The 20,607-nt window shown below is 42.6% G+C and carries 19 protein-coding genes and 5 tRNA genes; 12 read left to right on the forward strand and 12 right to left on the reverse strand.

Annotated features, from left to right (window positions below; genetic code table 11):
* Positions 1-5 precede the first annotated feature (5 nt).
* The 5 genes from E3E24_RS05435 to E3E24_RS05455 all read right to left on the reverse strand — a co-directional run bounded on the left by E3E24_RS05435 (position 6) and on the right by E3E24_RS05455 (position 4,105).
* Complete coding sequence (locus E3E24_RS05435; RefSeq protein ID WP_167885380.1) at positions 6-3,368, reverse strand: DNA-directed RNA polymerase subunit B; 3,363 nt, start codon at positions 3,366-3,368, stop codon at positions 6-8.
* A gap of 17 nt (positions 3,369-3,385) precedes the next feature.
* The gene (locus E3E24_RS05440) at positions 3,386-3,634 is read right to left on the reverse strand and encodes a DNA-directed RNA polymerase subunit H (protein ID WP_013466515.1); all 249 of its coding nucleotides are present in this window, start codon (positions 3,632-3,634) and stop codon (positions 3,386-3,388) included.
* Between the two features lie 220 nt (positions 3,635-3,854).
* Positions 3,855-3,931, reverse strand: a tRNA-Thr gene (locus E3E24_RS05445).
* A gap of 8 nt (positions 3,932-3,939) precedes the next feature.
* Positions 3,940-4,017, reverse strand: a tRNA-Pro gene (locus E3E24_RS05450).
* Positions 4,018-4,028: 11 nt separating this feature from the next.
* Positions 4,029-4,105, reverse strand: a tRNA-Thr gene (locus tag E3E24_RS05455).
* 98 nt (positions 4,106-4,203) lie between these two features.
* Here E3E24_RS05455 and E3E24_RS05460 point away from each other — a divergent pair.
* From E3E24_RS05460 to E3E24_RS05480, 5 genes are all read left to right on the forward strand, one after another.
* Positions 4,204-4,279: transfer RNA gene (locus E3E24_RS05460), tRNA-Asn, on the forward strand.
* Between the two features lie 10 nt (positions 4,280-4,289).
* Positions 4,290-4,367, forward strand: a tRNA-Ile gene (locus E3E24_RS05465).
* Between the two features lie 412 nt (positions 4,368-4,779).
* Positions 4,780-5,715 carry an ABC transporter ATP-binding protein gene (locus E3E24_RS05470; protein ID WP_167885379.1) on the forward strand — a complete coding sequence of 312 codons (936 nt, stop codon included), beginning with the start codon at positions 4,780-4,782 and terminating at the stop codon, positions 5,713-5,715.
* Positions 5,715-6,740 (forward strand): ABC transporter permease subunit, encoded by a 1,026-nt coding sequence (locus E3E24_RS05475; RefSeq protein WP_167885378.1) that lies wholly within the window; start codon positions 5,715-5,717, stop codon positions 6,738-6,740. The genes E3E24_RS05470 and E3E24_RS05475 overlap by 1 nt, the downstream gene beginning before the upstream one ends.
* A gap of 5 nt (positions 6,741-6,745) precedes the next feature.
* Positions 6,746-8,674: an NEW3 domain-containing protein gene (locus tag E3E24_RS05480; protein WP_167885377.1), complete on the forward strand. Its 1,929-nt coding sequence runs from the start codon at positions 6,746-6,748 to the stop codon at positions 8,672-8,674.
* A 44-nt stretch (positions 8,675-8,718) separates the two neighbouring features.
* Here E3E24_RS05480 and gcvPB read toward each other — a convergent pair whose 3' ends face one another.
* Together gcvPB and gcvPA are read right to left on the reverse strand one after the other, a co-directional pair.
* Positions 8,719-10,224, reverse strand: coding sequence for an aminomethyl-transferring glycine dehydrogenase subunit GcvPB (gene gcvPB / locus E3E24_RS05485; RefSeq protein ID WP_167885376.1), 1,506 nt, complete (start codon positions 10,222-10,224; stop codon positions 8,719-8,721).
* Between the two features lie 10 nt (positions 10,225-10,234).
* Entirely contained in the window at positions 10,235-11,590 is a 1,356-nt protein-coding gene (gene gcvPA / locus E3E24_RS05490) for an aminomethyl-transferring glycine dehydrogenase subunit GcvPA (protein ID WP_167885375.1), read from the reverse strand.
* 147 nt (positions 11,591-11,737) lie between these two features.
* Between gcvPA and E3E24_RS05495 the strand changes: the two genes are divergently transcribed.
* On the forward strand, positions 11,738-12,409 hold the full coding sequence (locus E3E24_RS05495) for an HAD family hydrolase (protein ID WP_167885374.1): 672 nt from the start codon (positions 11,738-11,740) through the stop codon (positions 12,407-12,409).
* Here the strand turns inward: E3E24_RS05495 and E3E24_RS05500 are convergent.
* Together E3E24_RS05500 and E3E24_RS05505 are read right to left on the reverse strand one after the other, a co-directional pair.
* Positions 12,406-12,942, reverse strand: coding sequence for a carbonic anhydrase (locus E3E24_RS05500; protein ID WP_167885373.1), 537 nt, complete (start codon positions 12,940-12,942; stop codon positions 12,406-12,408). The two genes, E3E24_RS05495 and E3E24_RS05500, sit on opposite strands and share 4 nt — an antisense overlap.
* A gap of 78 nt (positions 12,943-13,020) precedes the next feature.
* The gene (locus tag E3E24_RS05505; RefSeq protein ID WP_167885556.1) at positions 13,021-13,299 is read right to left on the reverse strand and encodes a hypothetical protein; all 279 of its coding nucleotides are present in this window, start codon (positions 13,297-13,299) and stop codon (positions 13,021-13,023) included.
* Positions 13,300-13,399: 100 nt separating this feature from the next.
* On the opposite strand from E3E24_RS05505, the gene E3E24_RS05510 reads away from it, so the two are divergent.
* The 6 genes from E3E24_RS05510 to E3E24_RS05535 all read left to right on the forward strand — a co-directional run bounded on the left by E3E24_RS05510 (position 13,400) and on the right by E3E24_RS05535 (position 17,438).
* Complete coding sequence (locus E3E24_RS05510) at positions 13,400-14,080, forward strand: metallophosphoesterase (RefSeq protein WP_167885372.1); 681 nt, start codon at positions 13,400-13,402, stop codon at positions 14,078-14,080.
* 33 nt (positions 14,081-14,113) lie between these two features.
* On the forward strand, positions 14,114-14,830 hold the full coding sequence (locus E3E24_RS05515) for a PrsW family intramembrane metalloprotease (RefSeq protein WP_167885371.1): 717 nt from the start codon (positions 14,114-14,116) through the stop codon (positions 14,828-14,830).
* Positions 14,823-15,038: a hypothetical protein gene (locus E3E24_RS05520; protein ID WP_167885370.1), complete on the forward strand. Its 216-nt coding sequence runs from the start codon at positions 14,823-14,825 to the stop codon at positions 15,036-15,038. Before E3E24_RS05515 ends, E3E24_RS05520 begins: the two co-directional genes overlap by 8 nt.
* 65 nt (positions 15,039-15,103) lie before the next feature.
* Positions 15,104-15,886: a hypothetical protein gene (locus E3E24_RS05525; RefSeq protein ID WP_167885369.1), complete on the forward strand. Its 783-nt coding sequence runs from the start codon at positions 15,104-15,106 to the stop codon at positions 15,884-15,886.
* The gene (locus E3E24_RS05530; protein WP_167885368.1) at positions 15,883-16,713 is read left to right on the forward strand and encodes a hypothetical protein; all 831 of its coding nucleotides are present in this window, start codon (positions 15,883-15,885) and stop codon (positions 16,711-16,713) included. The genes E3E24_RS05525 and E3E24_RS05530 overlap by 4 nt, the downstream gene beginning before the upstream one ends.
* Positions 16,710-17,438: a hypothetical protein gene (locus tag E3E24_RS05535; protein ID WP_167915725.1), complete on the forward strand. Its 729-nt coding sequence runs from the start codon at positions 16,710-16,712 to the stop codon at positions 17,436-17,438. The genes E3E24_RS05530 and E3E24_RS05535 overlap by 4 nt, the downstream gene beginning before the upstream one ends.
* On the opposite strand, the gene E3E24_RS05540 is transcribed toward E3E24_RS05535, so the two are convergent.
* From E3E24_RS05540 to E3E24_RS05550, 3 genes are read right to left on the reverse strand one after another with little or no spacing between them, the layout of a single operon-like run.
* Positions 17,435-17,806, reverse strand: coding sequence for a DUF1667 domain-containing protein (locus E3E24_RS05540; protein WP_167885365.1), 372 nt, complete (start codon positions 17,804-17,806; stop codon positions 17,435-17,437). The two genes, E3E24_RS05535 and E3E24_RS05540, sit on opposite strands and share 4 nt — an antisense overlap.
* Positions 17,803-19,056 carry an NAD(P)/FAD-dependent oxidoreductase gene (locus E3E24_RS05545; RefSeq protein WP_167885364.1) on the reverse strand — a complete coding sequence of 418 codons (1,254 nt, stop codon included), beginning with the start codon at positions 19,054-19,056 and terminating at the stop codon, positions 17,803-17,805. The genes E3E24_RS05540 and E3E24_RS05545 overlap by 4 nt, the downstream gene beginning before the upstream one ends.
* Positions 19,053-20,543, reverse strand: a complete 1,491-nt coding sequence (locus E3E24_RS05550; protein ID WP_167885363.1) for an NAD(P)/FAD-dependent oxidoreductase — start codon at positions 20,541-20,543, stop codon at positions 19,053-19,055. Before E3E24_RS05550 ends, E3E24_RS05545 begins: the two co-directional genes overlap by 4 nt.
* Positions 20,544-20,607: the final 64 nt, after the last annotated feature.

Consider the following 20,607-nt stretch of genomic DNA (forward strand, 5'->3'; position numbering starts at 1 on the left):
CGCTCTCACACCCTCTCCTTTAATCTCAAAGCAGGTCTTATTACCATAGCCTTAAGCTCGTCCAACAACAGCTTAAATGCATAGCTCATCTCAACTTTGCTTATCTTTTCAGTCTCTCCACATACTGGACAATACACTTGTCCCCTTCTCTTGTCTTCTAACGCTAAGTGACCACAGTTTTCACAGACCCAGACCTCTGTCTTGTCGCTCTCCTCCAATAGACGCTCTACGAGGAGCATTGCAGCACCGTGTCCAATGAGAACGTCTCTTTCCATTTCACCGAATCTAAGACCACCTTCTCTTGCTCTACCTTCAGTTGGCTGCTTTGTAAGGACTTGCACTGGACCTCTTGAACGAGCGTGCATTTTATCGGCAACCATGTGGTGGAGCCTCTGGTAGTAGATGACACCGATAAAGATGTCTGCCTCTAATCTTCTTCCAGTAATTCCATCGTACATGATTTCTCTTCCGCTGTGTTTGAAGCCAAGCTCTTCGAGTTCTTTTCTAAGTTTTTCTTCTGGCTCTCCAATGAATGCTGTTCCATCAATTCTTCTTCCCTTAAGTGATGCAACTTTTCCACCAATTGCTTCAATGAGCTGTCCGACAGTCATACGAGATGGAATACCGTGTGGGTTAACTATAAGATCAGGCACAATTCCGCTCTCTGTCCATGGCATGTCCTCTTGTGGAACGATTAAGCCAATAACACCCTTCTGTCCATGACGTGAAGCGAACTTATCTCCAAGCTCTGGAATTCTAAGGTCTCTAACGGTAACTTTAACGAGCTTAGTTCCATCGCCAGTCTCAGTAATTATGACCTTGTCAACAACACCCTTCTCACTCGGCCTTACAGCTATACTTGTCTCTCTCCTCTCCTGGAGAATTATTCCACCTAATCCGCTTTGCTCTTCAAGGAATCTTGGTGGTGAAGTTCTACCGACAAGGACGTCTTTACCGTTGACCTTTGACTCTGGGAAGATTATACCATCCTCATCAAGATGCCTGTAGTAATTTTCTCCTCTGTATCCCCTAACAGTTGGGTCTGGAATTTCAAACTTATCTGTCTGACCACCGAGATACTTCTTCTCTTCAGCCTCGTATGTTCTGAAGAATGTTGATCTTGCTAATCCCCTCTCAATTGATGCCTTGTTGATTATAATAGCATCTTCCATGTTGTAACCCTGATAGCTGAGGACAGCAACGACAAAGTTCTGACCAGCAGGTCTCTCTTCAAAACCGACAGCCTTCATGATCCTTGAGTTGACAAGTGGAATCTGTGGATAGTGCAAGAGATGCCCTCTGGTGTCAACTCTGATTCTGAAGTTAGCCCATCCTAAACCTAAGCTCTGCTTAGCCATACCAGCTCCATATGTGTTTCTTGGAGCTGCGTTGTGCTCTGGATAGGGAACGAGTGATGCCGGAATACCAAGGATTGCAGCGGGCATGAGCTCTAAGTGGGTGTGCTCCTTTGTGACTTCCCATGGCCAGGTTGCAACGTAAGCGTTCTCCTCTTCTTCTGCATCGAGATACTCGATGACACCCATTTTAATGAGATCGCTCCATGTCAGCGTTCCGTTCTTTATTCCTTCAACGTGCTCCTTTGTAAGCTTTGGAACACCGTTCTCAACGACGATAAGAGGTCTTCTAACTCTACCGTCATCGCTGTTGATGTAAACTTCCTTAACGTCATCATAATATGCAACGTTTATGACATCGCTAATCTTGCCAGATCTTCTGTCAGCCTTAATTCTGTTTACCAAAGCTATGCCGTCCTCAACTGTTCCAATAAGGACACCGTTCAAATAGACTCTCCAGACTTGTGGGTTTGGTCTCCTCTCTTCAATTGAAACAATACCGAGCTTCCTCAGGTACTTGAGAACCTCTTCCTCTGGAATAGCTGTTGTAATCTGGGCCATCAATGCTAAGTTCTTAACAAGACCACAGTTTGGACCTTCTGGCGTTTCAGTTGGGCAGATTCTTCCCCAGTGGGTTCCGTGTAAATCTCTTGCCTCGAAGTGCGGCTGATCTCTGCTCAGCGGTGAGGTAACTCTTCTCAAGTGTGAGAGTGTTGACATGTAGTTTGTTCTATCTAAGAGCTGGCTGACACCAGTTCTTCCACCAGGCCAGGCACCTGTTGCTAAAGCGTGCTCAATTCTCTCTGTAAGAACATCTGGTCTTACAGAATTCCTCACAAATCTTTGAACGTTCTCAAAAACGTACTTCTCACCTTTTCTTTGGTAAGTCTTAGTCAACTGATATTGCATGTCCTTAACAAGCTGACCAAATGCAACTCTGAATAAGTCCCTAAGCAGATCTCCAGCAAGCCTCAGCCTCTTGTTCGCATAGTGGTCTTTGTCGTCTTCTCCTCTCAAGCCAAGTGAAAGCTCCAGAACCTTTAAAGCCATCATACCAAGATAATAAGCTTTCTTGATTCTGTCCTCTGGTCTAACGCCCATGTGAGGCAAGAGGTTGTTGTCGATTATTGACTCTGCTCTCCTCAGGCGGTACTCTCTTGGTTGGCCTGGAAGGGCTTTCTTACCAATGTGGTCCAAAGCTTCCTCTTGGGTCTGAATGTCGCTTGCATCTTCAAGGTTGTCGAAGAGAACTTGCTGGATTCTTGGATCGTCGCTTATTGCATCAACGATCTCTTTATCACTCTCAAGACCAAGAGCTCTCATCACATAAACGAACTTGATAACACCGGGAACGTTGGGTATAGAAACGTAAAGCAAGCCGTCTTTTCTTCTCTCAACGGAGATTAAAGCTCTATAACCGTGCCTATATGAGAAGCACTTCGCAATGACCTTGTCTTGTCTTTCATCCTTCTCAACCAAAGTTCTGTTTGGTGCTAAATCCTCAATAGAGACGATAACTCTCTCTGAACCGTTAATAATAAAGTAACCACCTGGGTCTTTCGGATCCTCTCCAAGCTTTATTAACTCCTCCTTGCTCTTCCCGTAGAGCCTGCATGCCTTTGACTTGAGCATTATTGGAAGCTCTCCAATCCTGACCTCAACAGGTTCTTGCTCAATGCCGTTAACAACTGGAATCATTTCAAGGTATATTGGAGCGGCATAAGTAAGATTTCTTATACGAGCATCCATCGGATAGAGCGGCTTTCTTTGGCCTTGTGCCTCCTGGAATTCCGGCTCCCCAAGCCTAATTTTTCCAAACTTTATCTCAAAGTTAGGAATATCCGGCTTTATGCCTCCAAATTCGTTGATGACTTCCTGCATTCCATGGTCTATAAATGCATTATAAGAATCAAGGTGCTGTCTAACAAGTCCCTTCTCATTCCAATAGCTCTCCATAACGCTCCAAAGGTCATCTGGAGTAAGCTCAACCTTAACAACAGTTGGACCTCTCATGTTCTCACCTCAAGAATTCAATCCTCAACAACAATTCTATAGTAATAGTAAACACCCGCAGTTGGGCTTTTTCTCTTGATTTCAATAATATCCCCAGGCTTAGCCCCAAGGGCAACGACAGCTGGGTCCTTAGCTTTTATCTGAGGTAACTGAGAAATCTTTATTCTGTACTTTTTAAGCAGCTCTTCTTTCTCCTCCTCGCTTAATACTCTGTGCTCAGGAACTAATTCATGATCAAATATATTAAACTCTTTTTTCGCCGCCACCGAGAATTGCCCCCTTAGAATTTTTAGAAGGTATAATCTCTCACTACCTCCAGCTTTCGCTTTGGGTATATAAGCTTTTCGTGAGATAAATCGGGGACAGGGTTTATATTCCTTGCGTAAAGTTTAAGAAGGATGTTTGTAGCCGAAAACTCACATCAGTGTACAAAAATAAACATTCAAATTTTGAATGCTATCAAATGTTTTAGGAATTTTGATAGAATGGAGCCCCGGGCGGGGTTTGAACCCGCGACCTGCCGCTTACCAAGCGGCCGCTCCACCAGGCTGAGCCACCGGGGCATTAGAATTGGTGGGGCCGCCGAGATTTGAACTCGGGTCGCCGGCTCCCAAAGCCGGCAGGATAGACCAAGCTACCCCACGGCCCCATGCCAAGGGTTGGAGCCCCGGCCGGGATTTGAACCCGGGACCTGCGGATTACAAGTCCGCCGCTCTCCCAGGCTGAGCCACCGGGGCACCGAATGAAAAAAGCCCAGGTAGATATATAAAGTTTTCGCTGAGTTAAGAGACCGTAATCTTTATAAATACTCCCCGTATCTCTATCATTGGGCTGTGCCGCCGTAGCTTAGTCGGTAGAGCGCGCGGCTGTTAACCGCGTGGTCCCCCGTTCGAGTCGGGGCGGCGGCGCCAACACTTTTGTGGGCCCGTAGCTCAGCCTGGTCAGAGCGCGCGGCTCATAACCGCGTGGTCCGGGGTTCAAAGCCCCGCGGGCCCACCAGCATTTCTTAGTTTTATGGTCTTATAGGTGATAGCTACTTGCTACTTGAAAATCTTAATTTTCAGCTTACCACCTTTTGATGGACATCTCAAGAAATGATATCAATTCTCTTCACATACTACCATGATTTTCTCGAAACTTTCAACATCAACTACATTGGAACCTTTAATCTCTCCCAATTCACCACAAATTTAGAGTGTATCTAAAGGTTATTTTAGGGTCTCGATGAAACGTGCATTCCGTAACTTTTCTAAAGCTTAATCAAATTTAAACTGAAAATACTCAATATCAAGAACATTTTATTTCTGTTTTTTGCCTTTGGAACGATTTGAAACGTTCGTTTCACGAAAGTCCTTATGTACATTTAAGCGTTATGATATCTGTTGAAACTCATGGAGAGGTGACCAGTGATATGTATGTCATAGAGACTAAAGGATTAACAAAGGTGTATGACGACTTTGTAGCAGTTGACCACATAAATCTAAAGGTCAAGAGAAACAGCATCTTTGGATTCCTAGGACCAAATGGAGCAGGGAAAACAACAACTGTTTTGATGCTTCTAGGCTTAATACAGCCCACGGAAGGAAAAGCTTATGTAAATGGAATTGATGTTCAAGAAAATCCCATTGAAGTGAAGAAGATAAGCGGCTATGTCCCAGCAGAAAATGGACTTTATCCAAACATGAGTGCCATGGATAATCTGCTCTTCTTCGCAAAGTTCTATAGGATACCTCCGAGAGAAGCAGAGAAGAGGGCTTTAGAGCTGCTTGATCTTGTAGGGCTGAAGGATGTAAAAAACAAGAAAGTCGGAGAATTTTCAACTGGAATGAAGCAACGCTTAGCCTTAGCTCAAGCCCTCATCAATGATCCAGAAATTCTATTCTTAGATGAGCCCACAAGTGGATTAGATCCCAAAGGAGCCGTGGAGATTAGAAATCTAATAAAAAGCCTCAAGAAGGAAGGAAAAACGATATTCCTAACATCACATATACTGCCAGAAGTTGATGAGGTAAGCGATTCAATAGGAATAATAGTCAGCGGAAAGCTCGTAGCAATGGGAGACAAAGAAGAGCTAAAGAGAGCATTTTTGAAAGAAAAAGTTAGAATCTTAGTCGAAACAGAAGAGTCTCTCCCAGATTTATCAGAATTCGCTCTGGAAGTTAAGTTGCTCGCCAGAAATAAGGCAGTTCTCTATGCTAAAGCTGATGTTAGAAGAGAACTGCTCGAATATCTGCTCTCAAAGGGCTATACAGTTCTTGATCTGCATTTAATGGAGCCCACCTTAGAGGAAATTTTCCTCAAAGTTGCCTATGGAGAAGAGCTTCCGACTGATAGAGGTGAGAGTTAATGATTACAATAATAGCCGAGAAGGAGTTTAAGGACTATATAAAGAGCAGACGTTTCCTTTTAATTTTCGGATTCTTGTTGCTGATAAGCATAGTTTCAATTTGGCAGGGCTACAACATTTACCAGTCAAAGCTTGAAAGTTATATAGCTGGGAAAAGCCCATTCCAGCCAAGCATCTTCGACGTGTTCAGGCAGATGGAGAACTTCCTAGGACTCATCGGAGCAATATTTGCACTTTCGCTAGGCTTTGACGCAATAACGAAGGAGCGTGAAATGGGAACACTAAAAGTTCTGATGAGCCACCCAGTTTATAAAGACCAGGTAATCCTCGGAAAATTCCTCGGTGGAGCTTTAGCCCTTGGACTTGCGATGGTAGTAATGACCCTAACTTCATTTGGGGCCTTATTAGTCATGGGATTACAAATAGATGGTGAGTCTTTAATAAGAATTATCCTCTTCATGTTCTTTACATACTTATACTTGCTACTCTTCCTCGGTATAGGAATGGCTTTCTCGGCACTATCCAAGAGTAGTAGCAACGCCTTGATGTATTCACTCATTCTGTTCCTAGTGCTCATGATAGTCTTTCCCACAATAGCCCCGCTCTTGGGAAGTCATTTTGCTGGAGAAGCTCCAGAACCACCAAAAGTGTCGAGAGAGGAAAATCCGCATGCTTGGGAGCTCTACATCAAGAACTACATAGAGTGGCAAGAGAAACGATATGGGATTGAAACCAAGATAAACAGCCTCTCACCTTACTACAACTTCCAACAGCTCGGAAGCTACATTCTAAACCCTTACAAGTCTACGAAGTTTTCTCCTCAAATTGTAAACAAGATTATGAACAATCCACAACTTGTGAGAGCCCTTAGAAACAGGGGCATAATACCCCAAATAGAGCTCGAGAAGTACTCAATCGGGCAAAGTCTCTCCTTTGCACTTCCGCACATAATCCTGCTAATAGCTCCACTGATAATAAGCTTCGTAGTAGCTTACGTGATCTTTATGAGAAGTGACGTGAGGTGATAGAGATGAAGAAGCTCGCTTTACTTTTGCTTTTCCTCTTGCCACTTGCAACAGCAAGCCAAGCGGTTTATCTTTACTTGGGGCAGACTATAGAGGTTAATGAGATTCCAGTTGAGCTGATAGACATTTCAAAGACTGGCGACCGAGCGGCAATAAAAATTGGAAACGATACCTATGTTTTGAGTTTTGGGGAGAACGTAACCTATGGCGATATAACGGTTTACATGGGAAGCATTGAGCTCTCAGAGAAGAGGGTTAAACTACTCATTGAAGGTGTCAAAAACATAGAAAGCTCAAGTGAGCTGAGCATAGAGGTTCCTTATCCAACCAAGATCGTTTTGCCGGGAGATAAAGTGAGTTTCACGCTCATGATTACCAACGAAGGTGACGATGCCCTGCTTCCATTGAGCTACGCCGTTCCAAGAGGCTTTGAAGCATACTTTTACGCGGAGAACAGCAAGGTGAGTGAGGTCTATTTGAAACATGGAGAAACGAAGATGATAACCTTCATCGTCAAAGTTCCAGAAGATGCTAAGGGAGATTATAAGCTCTATGCCTTCGTAGGTAATGTGTCAGCAGAGATAAGATTAAGCGTGGAAAGTGGGGAGAAGTATGAGGCTTATGCAGAGTACCTAGGGAAAGAAGTTGAAGCAGGAGAAACGGTCACATTTCCAATAACGATTAAAGCTAATAGTGATTCGGTAATTTCCCTAAGTGCATCAGTCCCAGAGAATTGGAGCGCTTACTTTCAGGTTGGAACTGAAAAAGTAACGAAGCTTTACTTACCAGCGGAAACTGTGAAATCAGTAACGCTCGTGATTGAAGTGCCGAGCAATGCTCCGGTTGGAACTCACGAAGTTAAAGCAAAGGTTGGGGACGAGGAAATAGCCTTTGAAGTCTACGTCTCAGAAACGCATGTCGGCGAAAATGGGGTCATAACACTTAGAGTTACCGATTCGTCCAGTGGGGCGTATATACCGAGCGCGCTCGTGGAGGTAGTGAGCAGAAACGAAACGGTAGCAAAGGTGTACACAACTCCAGACGGAAGAGCCCAGATAGAAGTTCCAGAGGACAGTTACACCATTAAGGTAACCAAGGAAGGATACGAGAGCTACGAGGAGAGCGTTGACATCAAAGCAGGAGAAACCGTTGACTTGGGTATAATCAGCCTCGAAAAGATACCCTACTACTTTACCGTCGAATGCTCTGAACCCTCAAAGAGCGCCGTTTTGGGAGAGAGCTTGCAGTACAAGGTTGAAATAGAGAACCTCGGTTCCCAAGATGACTCATATGCCTTGAGCGTTAAAGACTTGCCGGATAACTGGGCATACCGTATAGTTGAGGATTTGAAGTCAAAAGTTGGCATAAGTGAGACTTTCGTGAAAGCAGGAAGCAAGAAAACGCTTTATGTGGTAGTAATCCCACCTAACAACGCCCAGCTCGGAACTTACAACTTCAGCCTTGAGGTTCAATCAAAGGGCAACAAGGAAACAAAGAAACTCAGCCTCGAAGCAAACCTCATAGGAAGCTACGACATGAGCATAGACCTTGAGAAGTACAGCTTCACCATGAAGGCTGGAGAAACAAAAGAAATCAGCATCTGGGTATACAACAGCGGTTCAAGTCCTTTAACAAGTGTTCAGCTCGAGGTGAATGCTCCAGAAGGCTGGCTTGTGAGTGTAACGCCAGAGAGTGTCGCATCGGTTGAGCCGGACAAGTACGTAGAGTTCAAGGTCTCGATAACCAGCCCTCAGAACATTGATGCCGGAGACTACAAGATTACTGTAAAAGCCAACAGCGACCAGCTCACCAAGCAGGAAGACATCAGGATAACGGTGAAAACGAGCAATTCAACGACATATCTAGGAATTGGCATTATATTGGGTTCACTCATGATTTTGGGATTGGTGCTGAAGAAGTATGGAAGAAAGTAAAGCTTTTCCTTTTTAAATTTAAACAAAAGAGCAAAAAGAAAAGTTCAGATGTCAATCTCTCCCTTTTCTTTGAGCTGCTTATACATCCTCCACGTAATTATTGGCCTCTTTGTCGCTAAGACATCGTCAACTCTCCTTACAGCAGTGTTGTGCGGAGCGTTCTTGACAATCTCTGGGTTAGTATAAGCCTCTTCGCTTATCTTCTTAAGAACTTCAACGTAATAGTCAAGATCTTCCTTGGTTACCGTTTCGGTTGGCTCAATCATCAAAGCTTCATGCACAATCAGTGGGAAGTAAATTGTCGGCGCATGCAGTCCATGATCAAGCAATCTCTTGGCCACATCAAGGGCTTTGACTCCAGTCTCTTTCTTCATGGGCTCCGCGCTGAAGACTACTTCGTGCTTTCTAAGCTCCTTGTGAGGCAGCTCATAACCCCTTGTTCCCTTGAGCTTCTGCGTTAGATAGTTAGCATTTAGCACAGCAATCTCGCTTACAGCCTTAAGTCCGCTCTTGCCCATAATCTTTAGATAAGTCAATGCTCTAACCAGAACGGCAAAGTTCCCGTAAAACTCCTTCACTTTTCCAATGCTCTTCGGCAAGTCGTAGTTTAGGTAATAGCGGTTGTTCTCTTCGTCGTATTCAACAACTGGCACTGGCAGGTAGTCCTTCAGGAAGTCTTTAACACCAACAGGTCCAGCTCCTGGTCCTCCACCGCCGTGAGGGGTTGAGAAGGTCTTGTGCAAATTGACGTGAATAACATCAAAGCCCATGTCTCCAGGTCTAACCTTTCCAAGAATTCCGTTTAAGTTTGCTCCGTCATAGTAAAGCAGTCCACCAGCTTTGTGGACTATCTTTGCGATCTCCAAGATATCTTCTTCAAAAATGCCAAGGGTGTTTGGATTTGTGAGCATTAATCCAGCAGTCCTCTCGCTCACAGCATTCTCTAAAGCTTCTAAATCAACCATTCCCTGCTCGTTTGATGGGATTTCAATGACTTTAAATCCGGCCATCGCAGCTGATGCTGGGTTCGTTCCGTGAGCTGAGTCTGGAACAATTATCTCGTTCCTCTGAGTTTCGCCGCGGTCGATGTGGTATGCTCTGATGATCATCACACCCGTGAATTCACCGTTTGCTCCAGCAGCTGGCTGTAACGTAAAGCGATCCATGCCTGTGATTTCCTTAAGCCACTGTTCAAGCTCCCACATTATTTGCAAAGCACCTTGGACTGTTCTCTCATCTTGGTATGGATGTATGAAAGCAACTTTTGGATGCCCGGCAATTTCCTCATTTATCTTAGGATTGTATTTCATCGTACATGAGCCGAGGGGATACATTCCGTTGTCAACGCCATAGTTCATCTCGCTCAATCTTGTGTAGTGTCTAACAACCTCGGGCTCGCTCAGCTCTGGAAGCTCAAGCTTCTTTCTCTTGAGCTTTTCGGGGATATCAACTTCAACATCTTCAATCGGATCTGGAAGTGAGAATCCAATCCTTCCGGGCTTTGAGAGCTCAAATATTAGGGGTTCATCCCACCTTGCTTGTCTGAACATCATCACCACCTCACAGTCCAGCCTCAGCTATTATTTCCTTCAACGCAACTATAAGGCTCTCAATCCATTCTTTTCTTGTCGTCTCCGTCACTGCAAACAACGCACTCTCACCAAGCTCTGGGAAGTGAGGCTTTAAGTAAAAGCCTCCGTGAATGTTCCTCTCAAGCAAACACTCATGAATTACATCATAAGGCACATCAAACTGCACAAGAACATCTTTGAAGTTTATTCCGTCAAAAGGCAGCTCAGCAACTTCTTTAATGCGCTTCTTGAAGTATGCAGTGTTCTTCAGAATTACTTCTCCGAGCTTTCTCAAGCCTTGGGGTCCAAGAGAGGCAAGGTGTATTGCTGCTGCAACCGCCACAAGAGCTTCGTTTGAACATATGTTTGATGTCGCCTTTGCTCTTCTGATGTGCTGCTCTCTAGTCTGAAGTGTCATTACAAAAGCCCTCTTTCCATCTGCATCCTTTGTCATGCCGATTACCCTTCCGGGCATCTGTCTGATAAGCTTCTTATCATTCCTCGTCGCAAAAATTCCAGCCCTTGGGCCGCCGAAATTCATTGGGTTTCCAAAGAAAGCTGCCTCACCGATTACAACATCCGCACCCAATTCGCCGGGAGCTTCAACTATTCCAAGAATTGTTGGGTCTACTCCAACAACAAATAAAGCTTTGCTATCGTGAGCAATTTCGCCAACCTCGACGATATTCTCTTCAATCAATCCGAAGAAGTTGGGCATCTCAATATAAACCCCTGCAGAGTTTTCAACACTTTCTTTGAGCTTCTCCAAGTCAATCTGTCCTTTCTCATTCCAGTCGACATAAACTATCTCCATTCCAGCCCCAGCGACATACGTCTCAAGGACTCTCTTCTTCTCTGGGCTTATGTGCTTTGGAACCACGAACTTATTCTTTTTGGTAACTCTTGCCGCCATTAAAGCTGCTTCACCTAAAGCAGTTCCCCAGTCGTACATCGAGGCATTTACAATCTCCAAACCTACAAGCTCTGCTATCAAGCTTTGGTACTCAAAGAGTGCTTGGAGCATTCCTTGGCTGATCTCTGCCTGATACGGTGTATAAGCTGTTAAAAATTCGCTCCTCTCTATGAGGTACTTGACATGCGCTGGAACGTAGTGGAAGTATGTCCCAGCCCCTAAAAATGATGGCATCTCTAAGACGGTTTTGTTTTTGTCAAGAATTTGGTTCATCTCAAGGAAAACTTCGTATTCGCTTTTTCCCTCTGGAAGATTGAACTCATGCATTACTTCCTTTGGAACATCAGAAAAGAGTTCATCAATACTATCAAATCCAATCTCCTTGAGCATTTCATCTTTATGTGCCAAATTGGGTAGATACTGCTTCCCCATAAGCATCACCTTTTAGATGGTCATCTGAATATTTGTCGTCAATAGAATATATGCTTTGTGATAGAGCATAACACTTGATTTACAAGGTAAACTTTTAATTGGATAACTAATTGATAACGCTATGACACCTTAGGGCAGGTGAAAGAAATGATAATCGCATTTGACTTTGATGGCACATTAGTTGACAGCTATTCAGTAATTGAGGAAGCATTTAAAAGAGCTTTAGAAAAGCACTTTCGATGGCTTCCATTTAAAGGGTTCTGGGCTAAAGTCCTGACGAGAATTGAGGAACATCTTGAAAGGCCTCGCTTTGGAAAGTACAGCGGAAAAGTAAAACAACCGTTTATATTCAAAGCCAAATTCTTCAGAACCTGGTTTGAGGAAAGGGCAAAGCTCACAAGAGAACTTGACAATGCAAAAGAGCTCTTAAAGAAGCTTAAAGAGGAAGGGCACATCGTAATCTCTTTCTCAGCTGAGGACTTTATAGATGGCATGAAGGAACACCGTCTAAGAGTCAGCGGTTTCTATGAGCTGTTTGATGATGTGATAGTCTTTGGGAGAGAGTTAAGTCTTTGTGAAGCTTTTTGGCTTGTGAGAGAAAAATATGGCGATGAGATCTTCATTTGGGTTGATGATAAGCCTTGGCGCTTTATTGGGGTAGGAGACGAGAATACGGAATATGTGTGGTACTATTTCCCAATGACTGCAAAATACATGAGGGAGGAGATTTTAGCTCAGATTCCTCACCTTCATGTGATTAGGGACTTGTGGAGCTTATTCGATGTAATTGAACGGATTAAACAAGAGAGAAAAATCTAGAAAACTTTCTCGTTAAGTTTCTTGCCGTTTTCATTTATCAAATAAAGCTCTGGGACACCTTTGCTGAAGTCGTAGTAGTAGCCTTTGAGCTTTAATTCTCCGCTTTCATATCTTTCCTTGACTAAAGGCTCCTCTAGCAAGAGCTCTATTTGCCTGTGCACGTTTTCTTTCGCCAACTCATCAACATCATCTGTTGGGAGATCTCCTCCAAAAACTTTCCCTATTATGAGATCTATCGCCTTCTGAATTTCTGGAACATCGTCTTTACCTTTTATCAAAGCTTTCATCATTCCACAGTTGTTGTGTCCAACGATTGCAACTTCCTCAACTTTTAAGTGAGCCACTGCATAGAAGAATGACTCTTTTGAAAGGAGATAGCAGTTTCCAGCGTTTCTTATTTCAAAGTATTGGCCGGGAACAAATTTCCAATCTGAAAAGATTATTCCACCAGGAATCCTTGAGTCGCTACATGAAACTACAACCATCTTCGGTTTTTGCCCGTATTTGAGTTCTTCAGGATATATCGGCTTCATTAGAACCACCAAATTGGCAAAGAAAAAGTAATGATTTAAGAATTTTCTAAACCAAACGTCTTTAACAATAAGTTTAATTCAATCTCCGCTTAAATACTCAAGAGTGTCATCAATGAATTCATCCCAATCTTCGTCGCTTACTTCTTCCAGCTTAAGCTCAAACACCTTTCCCAGCGACCATCTAACTGCTATTTTTCCTTTATCACTATCTGCAATTATCAAACCAAACGGAGCATCCCCCATCCAATGATGCTTGGAAAACGCAATGTTAAATCCCCTTTTTCTAAGTTCTTCAAGAATTCTCTCATACGTTTCATAAGGACTAAAATTTGTCCTTGCAAATCCGATGTATGCCAAATCTCCCACCTGATATTAATTCAGAGTTCGAACTTAAAAATATTTTGCTTACCTAACAAAATTCAATAGGTTTAAAAATCGAAGCAATCTATTGTTTATCATGAGACCCCAGCCTCTCCCAAATAAGGCATTGAAAATAGGGAACAACCTCATTATCGCAGATTTGCACTTGGGATATGAGGAAAGCTTAGCTAGAGAGGGAGCATACCTGCCAAAAGCATTTCATGAAATGATAAGCTCATTAAGAGCCATGCTTCAAAAAGAGAAACCAAAAAGATTGATTATAAACGGCGATTTGAAGCATTCCTTTGTCCCGTTTAAAAGGGAGAAGCTCGAGTTAAAGGCATTTTTTGAGGAAATTTCTCCATTAGTAAAGGAGATTGTTGTCATTAGAGGCAATCATGACGTTGGGATATCATGGGTTAAAGAGCTTGGGATTGAGGTTGTTGATAAGCTTGAAATCAGCGGCTGGAAAATAGTTCATGGACATAAGCTTGTTGAGGGAAACAAGTTCATAATAGGACATGAACATCCCGCAATTAGGATTAGGGATGAAGTTGGAGCGTTGATTAAAGTTCCGATCTTTCTGCTGAGTGATGAGCTTATTGTTCTGCCAGCTTTTACGCCTTGGGCTTATGGAAATGACATTCTAAGGGAAATTGTTTCCCCATTCCTTCTGAAATTCAACATTGAAGATGCAGAAGTTGTTGTGCCAATTGAAGATGAACTCCTAAACTTCAGTACTGTGAAGCAGTTGAGAGAAGTCCTTAGGAAAATTTAAGAGCCCAAAATCAGAATTCAATTTGGTGATAACATGGATGTGCTGAGTACGATAGTCTTTTTCGCCTATGCACCGGCATTGGCATTATTATGGTACTTTTATCATGAGGATAAGTTCGAACCAGAGCCAAAGAGATATGTAATAGGAACATTTATACTCGGAGGTACTCTCTCGGTTATAGTCGCTTTCATAATTGAGAGCATTTTAACTCCAGGAAGAGCAAACTTTGGTTACACTATCTTCCCAGCGACAGCATTCTATCTAGCTTTAACCGCTGGCATTGTAGAAGAGCCAGCAAAAGCTCTAGCAATTAGATGGCCCTACAAAGCAGGCCAGATGGATGGAATAATGGACGGCGTTGTTTACGGCGTTGCTGCTGGATTAGGCTTTGCAGCCACCGAGAATTTGCTATACGGCCTTGGATATGGAGTCGGAACGACTATAACAAGGGCATTCTTAACACCAATAGCCCACGCGACGTGGAGTGCTATAGTTGGTGTAGGGTATGGACTTAAAGCAGAAGGCAAAATCCACAGTGTAACCAACTATTTTGCACTGGCGATTTTCTTACATTTCATCTGGGATTATTATGCATTCCTTGCAATAGCTGTTCCAGCGTATTATATACTCGTCATAATGCTGCTCTTCCTAAATTTGGCGTTAATTAGATACTTTATAATGCTTGGGCAGAAGGAGGACTTAGAGAAACAGTGGTGGTACTGGTTTGTAGGAGGAAGGAGATATGGTTGAACTTGAAAAGAAAATTGAAAAGGCACTGTTTGAAGCAAGACCCTACGTAGAATACTTTGACAAATTAAAAGAGACAATCAATGAGCTAAGAGAAAAAGCTGATGATGAAAAAGAATTCAGAAAGCTCTTGGAAGAGGAAATTTCCAAAGCTCAGGAGCCTTTTAAGACTGATCTCAAAATATTTCTGCAAAAGTTTGAGGCTCTTTGACATTTTTACTTTTATCCAGCGAAGGCTTTATCAAACTCAATAGTTTAATATACTTTGGTGAGGAAATGAAGAAAGAACTTGCTGTTCTTCTATTAGTGAGCTTGTTAGAATTTACCATTGCTTCTGGTTGCATCCAACAAGCTCAACAGCCAACAAAGAGTTCAATTCTAAGTGCACTTGATAGCGTCAATGCTTACACCTATGAATTTAGCGAGAGAAGAACCATTCAAAACAGAACTTACAATATCCACGGCGTTGTTGGAATAGATAGGAAAACTCTTCACTTTTTTGAGTTCACCCAAATGACAAATGAAAATCACACCTTTAAGCTGTGGCAGTATTTTGATGGTTCATATGTTTATTTCAAAGTGGAAGACCCAGAACTCAACAAGATAGGGGAAGTGTCAATTGATGAGCTCTACAAGAACATGAGCAAAGAAGAGTTCATTAAAATGACAATAAAAACTAGAGATGTGCTGGCTAAGCTGAAGGAGATGCTTGAAAACGCAACTATCATATCAATCGAAAAGGATGGCACTCTCTATAAAATTACGTTCGAACTTGTCAATCATTATGAGAAAGCTCCAACTTTTCTGGAGACAAATGTAGAAAACTCTGAAGTAATACAGGATTACATAAATATGCTAAGAAGGAATGTTACAGAGAACATAATGGGCATTGTATGGGTTGATAGCAAATCCTTGCCGGTGAAGCTTGAAGTGAAAAAGCACATCATCGAAGTTTATCCCGTTAGGAATTTTACAGTCAAGGAGTTCATTGAATACAACGTAACCGTCAGCTATAAATATGGGCTCCCAGAATGGGTTAGTGAGGTCGAGAAAAAATGAAGAAGCTTCTCGGATTGATTATTTCAGTTATTCTAATTATGAGCTTTTCAGGGTGCCTGCAAACATCTAAACCCCCAACCACAGACACAATTTTGAAAGCAATCAACAGCATTGATACCTACACATACGAGAAAAAAATGGTAATGAAGTACCCTTCACTAACGAGAGAAGTCTATATATACTCTGGCATCAAGAGGAAAGAAAAGCAGTTCTTTGAACTTTTAGAGATCAAAGCTACTTATACCAACGACAAATTTTACAAAACAAAAATGCTCCAGTATTTTGATGGTTCAAAAAATTATGTGAGAATGGAAACCAACGAAAACGGGAAGATACAGAACGGTACATGGGTATTTACTCTCAACGATTTATACAGGACATATGAGCAGTACTACCCGGATTTACCGAAGGATGAAGTTTTAGAAAAGCTCATTGAGAGCAGAGATGAGTTATTGAACGTAAAAGACATACTCTCAGATGCGAACATCACTGAAATAAAGAAGCAGGGGGACAAGTATGAAGTTCACTTTGTTCTTTCTAAGCAGTACATCTCAACGCCAAGCATGATGCAGTCCTACCCCGAAAATGCCAGTGAAATTCAGGATTATATCAATGTGATGAAAAAGTTCGTCAAGGAAAACATTGCTGGCGTCCTCTTAGTAGACAAAAATGGCAAGCCTATCTTGCTCACTATGAAAAGCAATGCAAAGATTACCTATCTGTACTCAAACGAAACAATAAGTGCCACTGGAGAATACACCATAAAGTTCACATATGAATATAAGCTTCCAGAATGGGCTAAAGAGCTTAAAGGTGCGAAAGGGTGAAAAGACTTCTCATACTTATTTTCTTGCTAATAATTTTGTCTTTCTCTTTTATTTACAAGGTTAGAAAAGCACCAGAAGAATGTAACGCTGAAACAGTGCTAGCCTCTATTGAAAACGTGACAAAATACGAATACATCATACATGGAGAAAGATGGTGGAGATCAATGGGCACAACACCATATTTTGTTTATGGATATTTGAATTGTGGAGCTTATGAATTTTACAGACAGACCATCTCATGGGGATGGCACTCATGGACAGTGGTTGATGTTATAAAGGATGGTGACAAGATTTATGTTTACAAATACTATCATGGCCCATATAAGGATAATTTTTCAAAGGAAGTCTTAAATGCCAGTGAACATGGTGAATATCTATCTCATCCTCTCGAATTTGCTAAACAAGCCCTTTCCTCTTGGAACATTACAAAAGCAGAATGGAAAGATAGTTATTGCATTATAACTGCAGAGAAAGATTCAGAAGGTGAGTACACTCATACAAAAAGAACGCTAACAATTAGAGTTAGAGACAAACTACCAGCAGAGATTCTCTATGAGAGAAGAACATGGGCAACAAGCCCAAACATATGTGACGCAGATTCATGGAACAAAGAGGAAATAAAAATCTTCCATAGATGTTTTGCTCTAGAAGAGGAGCCTTCAGTGCTCTCTGAGGAAATCTATAGGAAATTCAAAGAAATATTTTCAAAGGAAAAAGAAAACTAAGCTTTCTCAACTTCCCTCGTTGCAACTATTTTTGTATCCAAGCCTAGAGGATTTTCAAGAATTATCTGTCCAACTTTTATCGGTGCTTCAACTTCAATCTCTGCTAAAAGCTTCATGAGTTCTGGAATCTTTGTTTTCGGAATTGGCTTGTCTGTCTTAACTGAAACTGTTGGCATATTGCCGTTCTTGACTTTAATTACGCTCATGACAACACGTTTAGGATTTGTAATCTCCTCGATAGCCCATTCTTTTCCTCTTGGACATGTGTAGCCTTTGATTTCCTTAATCTCTCCGTTCTCTACTTTCACTTCAATATCACAGCTAAGCGGGCAGATGATGCACGTAAACTTGTAAACCTCCACTGTCATTGCTGAATCACCTCTATTGTAATCTTGTCCTTAGCTTTCGCTATCTCCTCTTTCCTAAGCCTAATTCTGAGCATCTCTGCGGGCCTTACAACAGGCAACCTTATCTTCTTGTCAATCTCTGGAAAGTTAAGTACAACATTTTCCATGGGCTTTTTGACTCTTACATAAATGTAAACATCTCTCTTGCCGCTTAAGTAGTGAGGAACAGCTAAGCGAATGTTGTTACCTTTTTCGAGCTTTATCCACTTCTCAGCTGGAATTCCCCCGTTTTCAATGAACAGCTTTGCTCCATAAGCAGCCAATTCACCTTGCTCAGCAACATAATCCACCAAGTCATTTATCAGCAAAGAATTCCCAGCAACGAATATCCCTGGAACTGTGGTTTCTAGTAGGTCATTGACCACAGGCCCTCCAGTGGCTGGGTCTATTTCAACACCTATGTCCGTTAAGAGCTTCACCTGTGGAATCAAACCGGCTGAAATTATTATGGTGTCACATTCGATCCAGAACTCAGTTCCTGGAATTTCTCTTAGGTTTTCATCAACCTTCACGACCTTAACTTTCTCAACCCTCTTCTTTCCTCTGACCTCAACAACTTTATGACTCAAGTATAGGGGAATGTTAAAATCCCTCAGAATCATTACATTTCTCGCCAAACCCCCAGGATAGGGCATCAGCTCAATCACTGCTTTGACTTTCGCCCCCTCAAGTGCAAAGCGGCGAGCCATTATCAAGCCAACATCTCCAGAGCCCACTATCACAACCTCTTTTCCCGGCATTACACCGTAAATGTCCATGAGCGTTTGAGCTTCTCCTGCCGTATATATCCCAGCCACTCTATCTCCAACAATGCCAATCTCAAATGCATGCCGTTCCCTTGCTCCAGTAGCGTAGATAATTGCCTTAGTCCACACCTCAAAAGCACCCTCAGGCGAAGTGAACACCACAATCTTTTCCAAGTCTGAATAGTTCTTAATCTCAAGAACTCTTGCCTTTACAAAGTAGTCAATCTTAAGATCCTTAACCCTCTGCACGAATCTGTGAGAGAACTCTGGTCCAGTAAGCTCTTCTCTGAAATAGTGAATTCCAAAGCCCGGATGAATGCACTGCGGCAAAATTCCGCCAAGATAATCGTTCTCATCGAGGAGAAGGACATTTAATCCATACTCTCTAGCTTTAACAGCAGCCGCTAAACCCGCTGGACCACCGCCAATAACGACAACATCGTACTGGAGCATAGTTGAATTCATTGGGCCTCACCCCTAAGGAGGACTTTAACATCCCCAATACCAATCTCACTGCCTTTACCTTTGAGGGTAACTTTCCATGGAGGGATACCATATTCTCTAGCCAGCAGATTGATTATCACTACCTTACAGAATGAGCCTTGACAAGTTCCTGTTGTGGCTTTTGTTCTGAACTTAACTGAATCAACACTCGGCGTTTTAACTCCAATGAACTTCATCCTCTCAATTGCCTCTAAAACATCCCCCTCGCTAACTTTGTTACAGCGGCAGACAATTCTGCCATAAGCTGGGTTCTTCTTTACGAGTTCATTGATTTGATTAGGCTGAAGCATGAAGAAGTGAGTGATTTCTTTGCGATATGGGTTCCACTTCTCCTTTTCCTTAAGCTTGATTCCCAAATCCCTCTCAATGATGTCCCTAACTTCGTATCCGATTGCTGGGGCTGAAGTTAAGCCAGGCGACCTGATTCCGGCAACATTTATGAAGCCTTGAACTTCTTCCTCAGCTTTAATTATAAAGTCCCCTCCAGTGGGCTCTGGTCTTAACCCAGCAAAAGTCCTGATGACCTTCCATCTCGGAGGTAAATTCGGCCAGATTTCCTGAGCTTTTTGCCAGACCTCCTCAAGACCTTCCCTCGTTGTGCTTGTGTCGTCCTTGTAGTCCTTAGGCAAATCTTGAGCGTTTGGCCCAATCATTAGATGACCAGAAATTTCAGTTGTGACAACAACACCTTTGCTTATTGGAGTCGGTGTTGGAAAGAGAACATGATTTGGACCCGGAATTCCTTCATCAAAAATCCAGTATTCACCTTTTCTCGGGTGAATTTCGAAATAATCAATTCCAGCAATCTTCGATATTTCATCAGCATAGAGACCAGCAGCATTTATTACAATATCAGCCTCAATGAAGCCATTGTTCGTCTCAACACCTTTAACTTCTCCGTTCTCTACTTTTATTCCTCTAACTTCTGTCTCTAAGTGAACCTTTACCCCGTTAGCAACAGCATTCTCAACAATTGCAATTACAGCTGGTATTGACCCTATCTGACCAACTATCGGCACCCAAAGAGCACCCAAGGCGTTTGGATTCACATTGGGCTCGAGATGAAATAGTTCCTCCCTATCAATTATTCTCATCTCTGGAACGCCATTTCTCTGTCCTCTCTCTAATAACCGCTCAAGCTCATCAAAGTCCTCATCTTTAAGGGCAACAATCAATGCCCCATTCCATATGTGGGGAATCTCAAGCTCCTTAACCCATTGGTGCCATAAGCGATTTCCCTTTATGCACAGCTTTGCTCTCATTGGGTATTTGTCTGGGTCGTCATCGTAACCCCCATGGATTAAAGCTGTATTTGCCTTGCTGACCCCCCAACCGACATCAGCTTCCTTCTCAATGAGATGAACTTCAAGATTCTCATACTTGCTGAGAACTCTGGCAATGCTTGCACCAACAATCCCCCCACCGATAATAGCGACTTTAGTCTTCATGATTACACCTCCAGCTCAACACAAATACTTGGCTAAAGCTTTTACAACGCCAGGTTTAAATACC

This window comes from Thermococcus sp. LS2, assembly GCF_012027375.1.
Taxonomy (GTDB): Archaea; Methanobacteriota_B; Thermococci; order Thermococcales; family Thermococcaceae; genus Thermococcus_B.

What these genes read in the sequence shown, in the direction of transcription:
- E3E24_RS05525 (WP_167885369.1), top strand. Translation starts at nt 15,104, where the DNA reads ATGAAGAAAGAACTTGCTGTTCTTCTATTAGTGAGCTTGTTAGAATTT.
- E3E24_RS05500 (WP_167885373.1), bottom strand. Translation starts at nt 12,942, where the DNA reads ATGAAGCCGATATATCCTGAAGAACTCAAATACGGGCAAAAACCGAAG.
- E3E24_RS05470 (WP_167885379.1), top strand. Translation starts at nt 4,780, where the DNA reads ATGTATGTCATAGAGACTAAAGGATTAACAAAGGTGTATGACGACTTT.
- E3E24_RS05435 (WP_167885380.1), bottom strand. Translation starts at nt 3,368, where the DNA reads ATGAGAGGTCCAACTGTTGTTAAGGTTGAGCTTACTCCAGATGACCTT.
- E3E24_RS05495 (WP_167885374.1), top strand. Translation starts at nt 11,738, where the DNA reads ATGATAATCGCATTTGACTTTGATGGCACATTAGTTGACAGCTATTCA.
- E3E24_RS05480 (WP_167885377.1), top strand. Translation starts at nt 6,746, where the DNA reads ATGAAGAAGCTCGCTTTACTTTTGCTTTTCCTCTTGCCACTTGCAACA.
- E3E24_RS05515 (WP_167885371.1), top strand. Translation starts at nt 14,114, where the DNA reads ATGGATGTGCTGAGTACGATAGTCTTTTTCGCCTATGCACCGGCATTG.
- E3E24_RS05520 (WP_167885370.1), top strand. Translation starts at nt 14,823, where the DNA reads ATGGTTGAACTTGAAAAGAAAATTGAAAAGGCACTGTTTGAAGCAAGA.
- E3E24_RS05530 (WP_167885368.1), top strand. Translation starts at nt 15,883, where the DNA reads ATGAAGAAGCTTCTCGGATTGATTATTTCAGTTATTCTAATTATGAGC.
- E3E24_RS05550 (WP_167885363.1), bottom strand. Translation starts at nt 20,543, where the DNA reads ATGAAGACTAAAGTCGCTATTATCGGTGGGGGGATTGTTGGTGCAAGC.
- E3E24_RS05540 (WP_167885365.1), bottom strand. Translation starts at nt 17,806, where the DNA reads ATGACAGTGGAGGTTTACAAGTTTACGTGCATCATCTGCCCGCTTAGC.
- gcvPA (WP_167885375.1), bottom strand. Translation starts at nt 11,590, where the DNA reads ATGGGGAAGCAGTATCTACCCAATTTGGCACATAAAGATGAAATGCTC.
- E3E24_RS05475 (WP_167885378.1), top strand. Translation starts at nt 5,715, where the DNA reads ATGATTACAATAATAGCCGAGAAGGAGTTTAAGGACTATATAAAGAGC.
- E3E24_RS05545 (WP_167885364.1), bottom strand. Translation starts at nt 19,056, where the DNA reads ATGAATTCAACTATGCTCCAGTACGATGTTGTCGTTATTGGCGGTGGT.
- gcvPB (WP_167885376.1), bottom strand. Translation starts at nt 10,224, where the DNA reads ATGTTCAGACAAGCAAGGTGGGATGAACCCCTAATATTTGAGCTCTCA.
- E3E24_RS05510 (WP_167885372.1), top strand. Translation starts at nt 13,400, where the DNA reads ATGAGACCCCAGCCTCTCCCAAATAAGGCATTGAAAATAGGGAACAAC.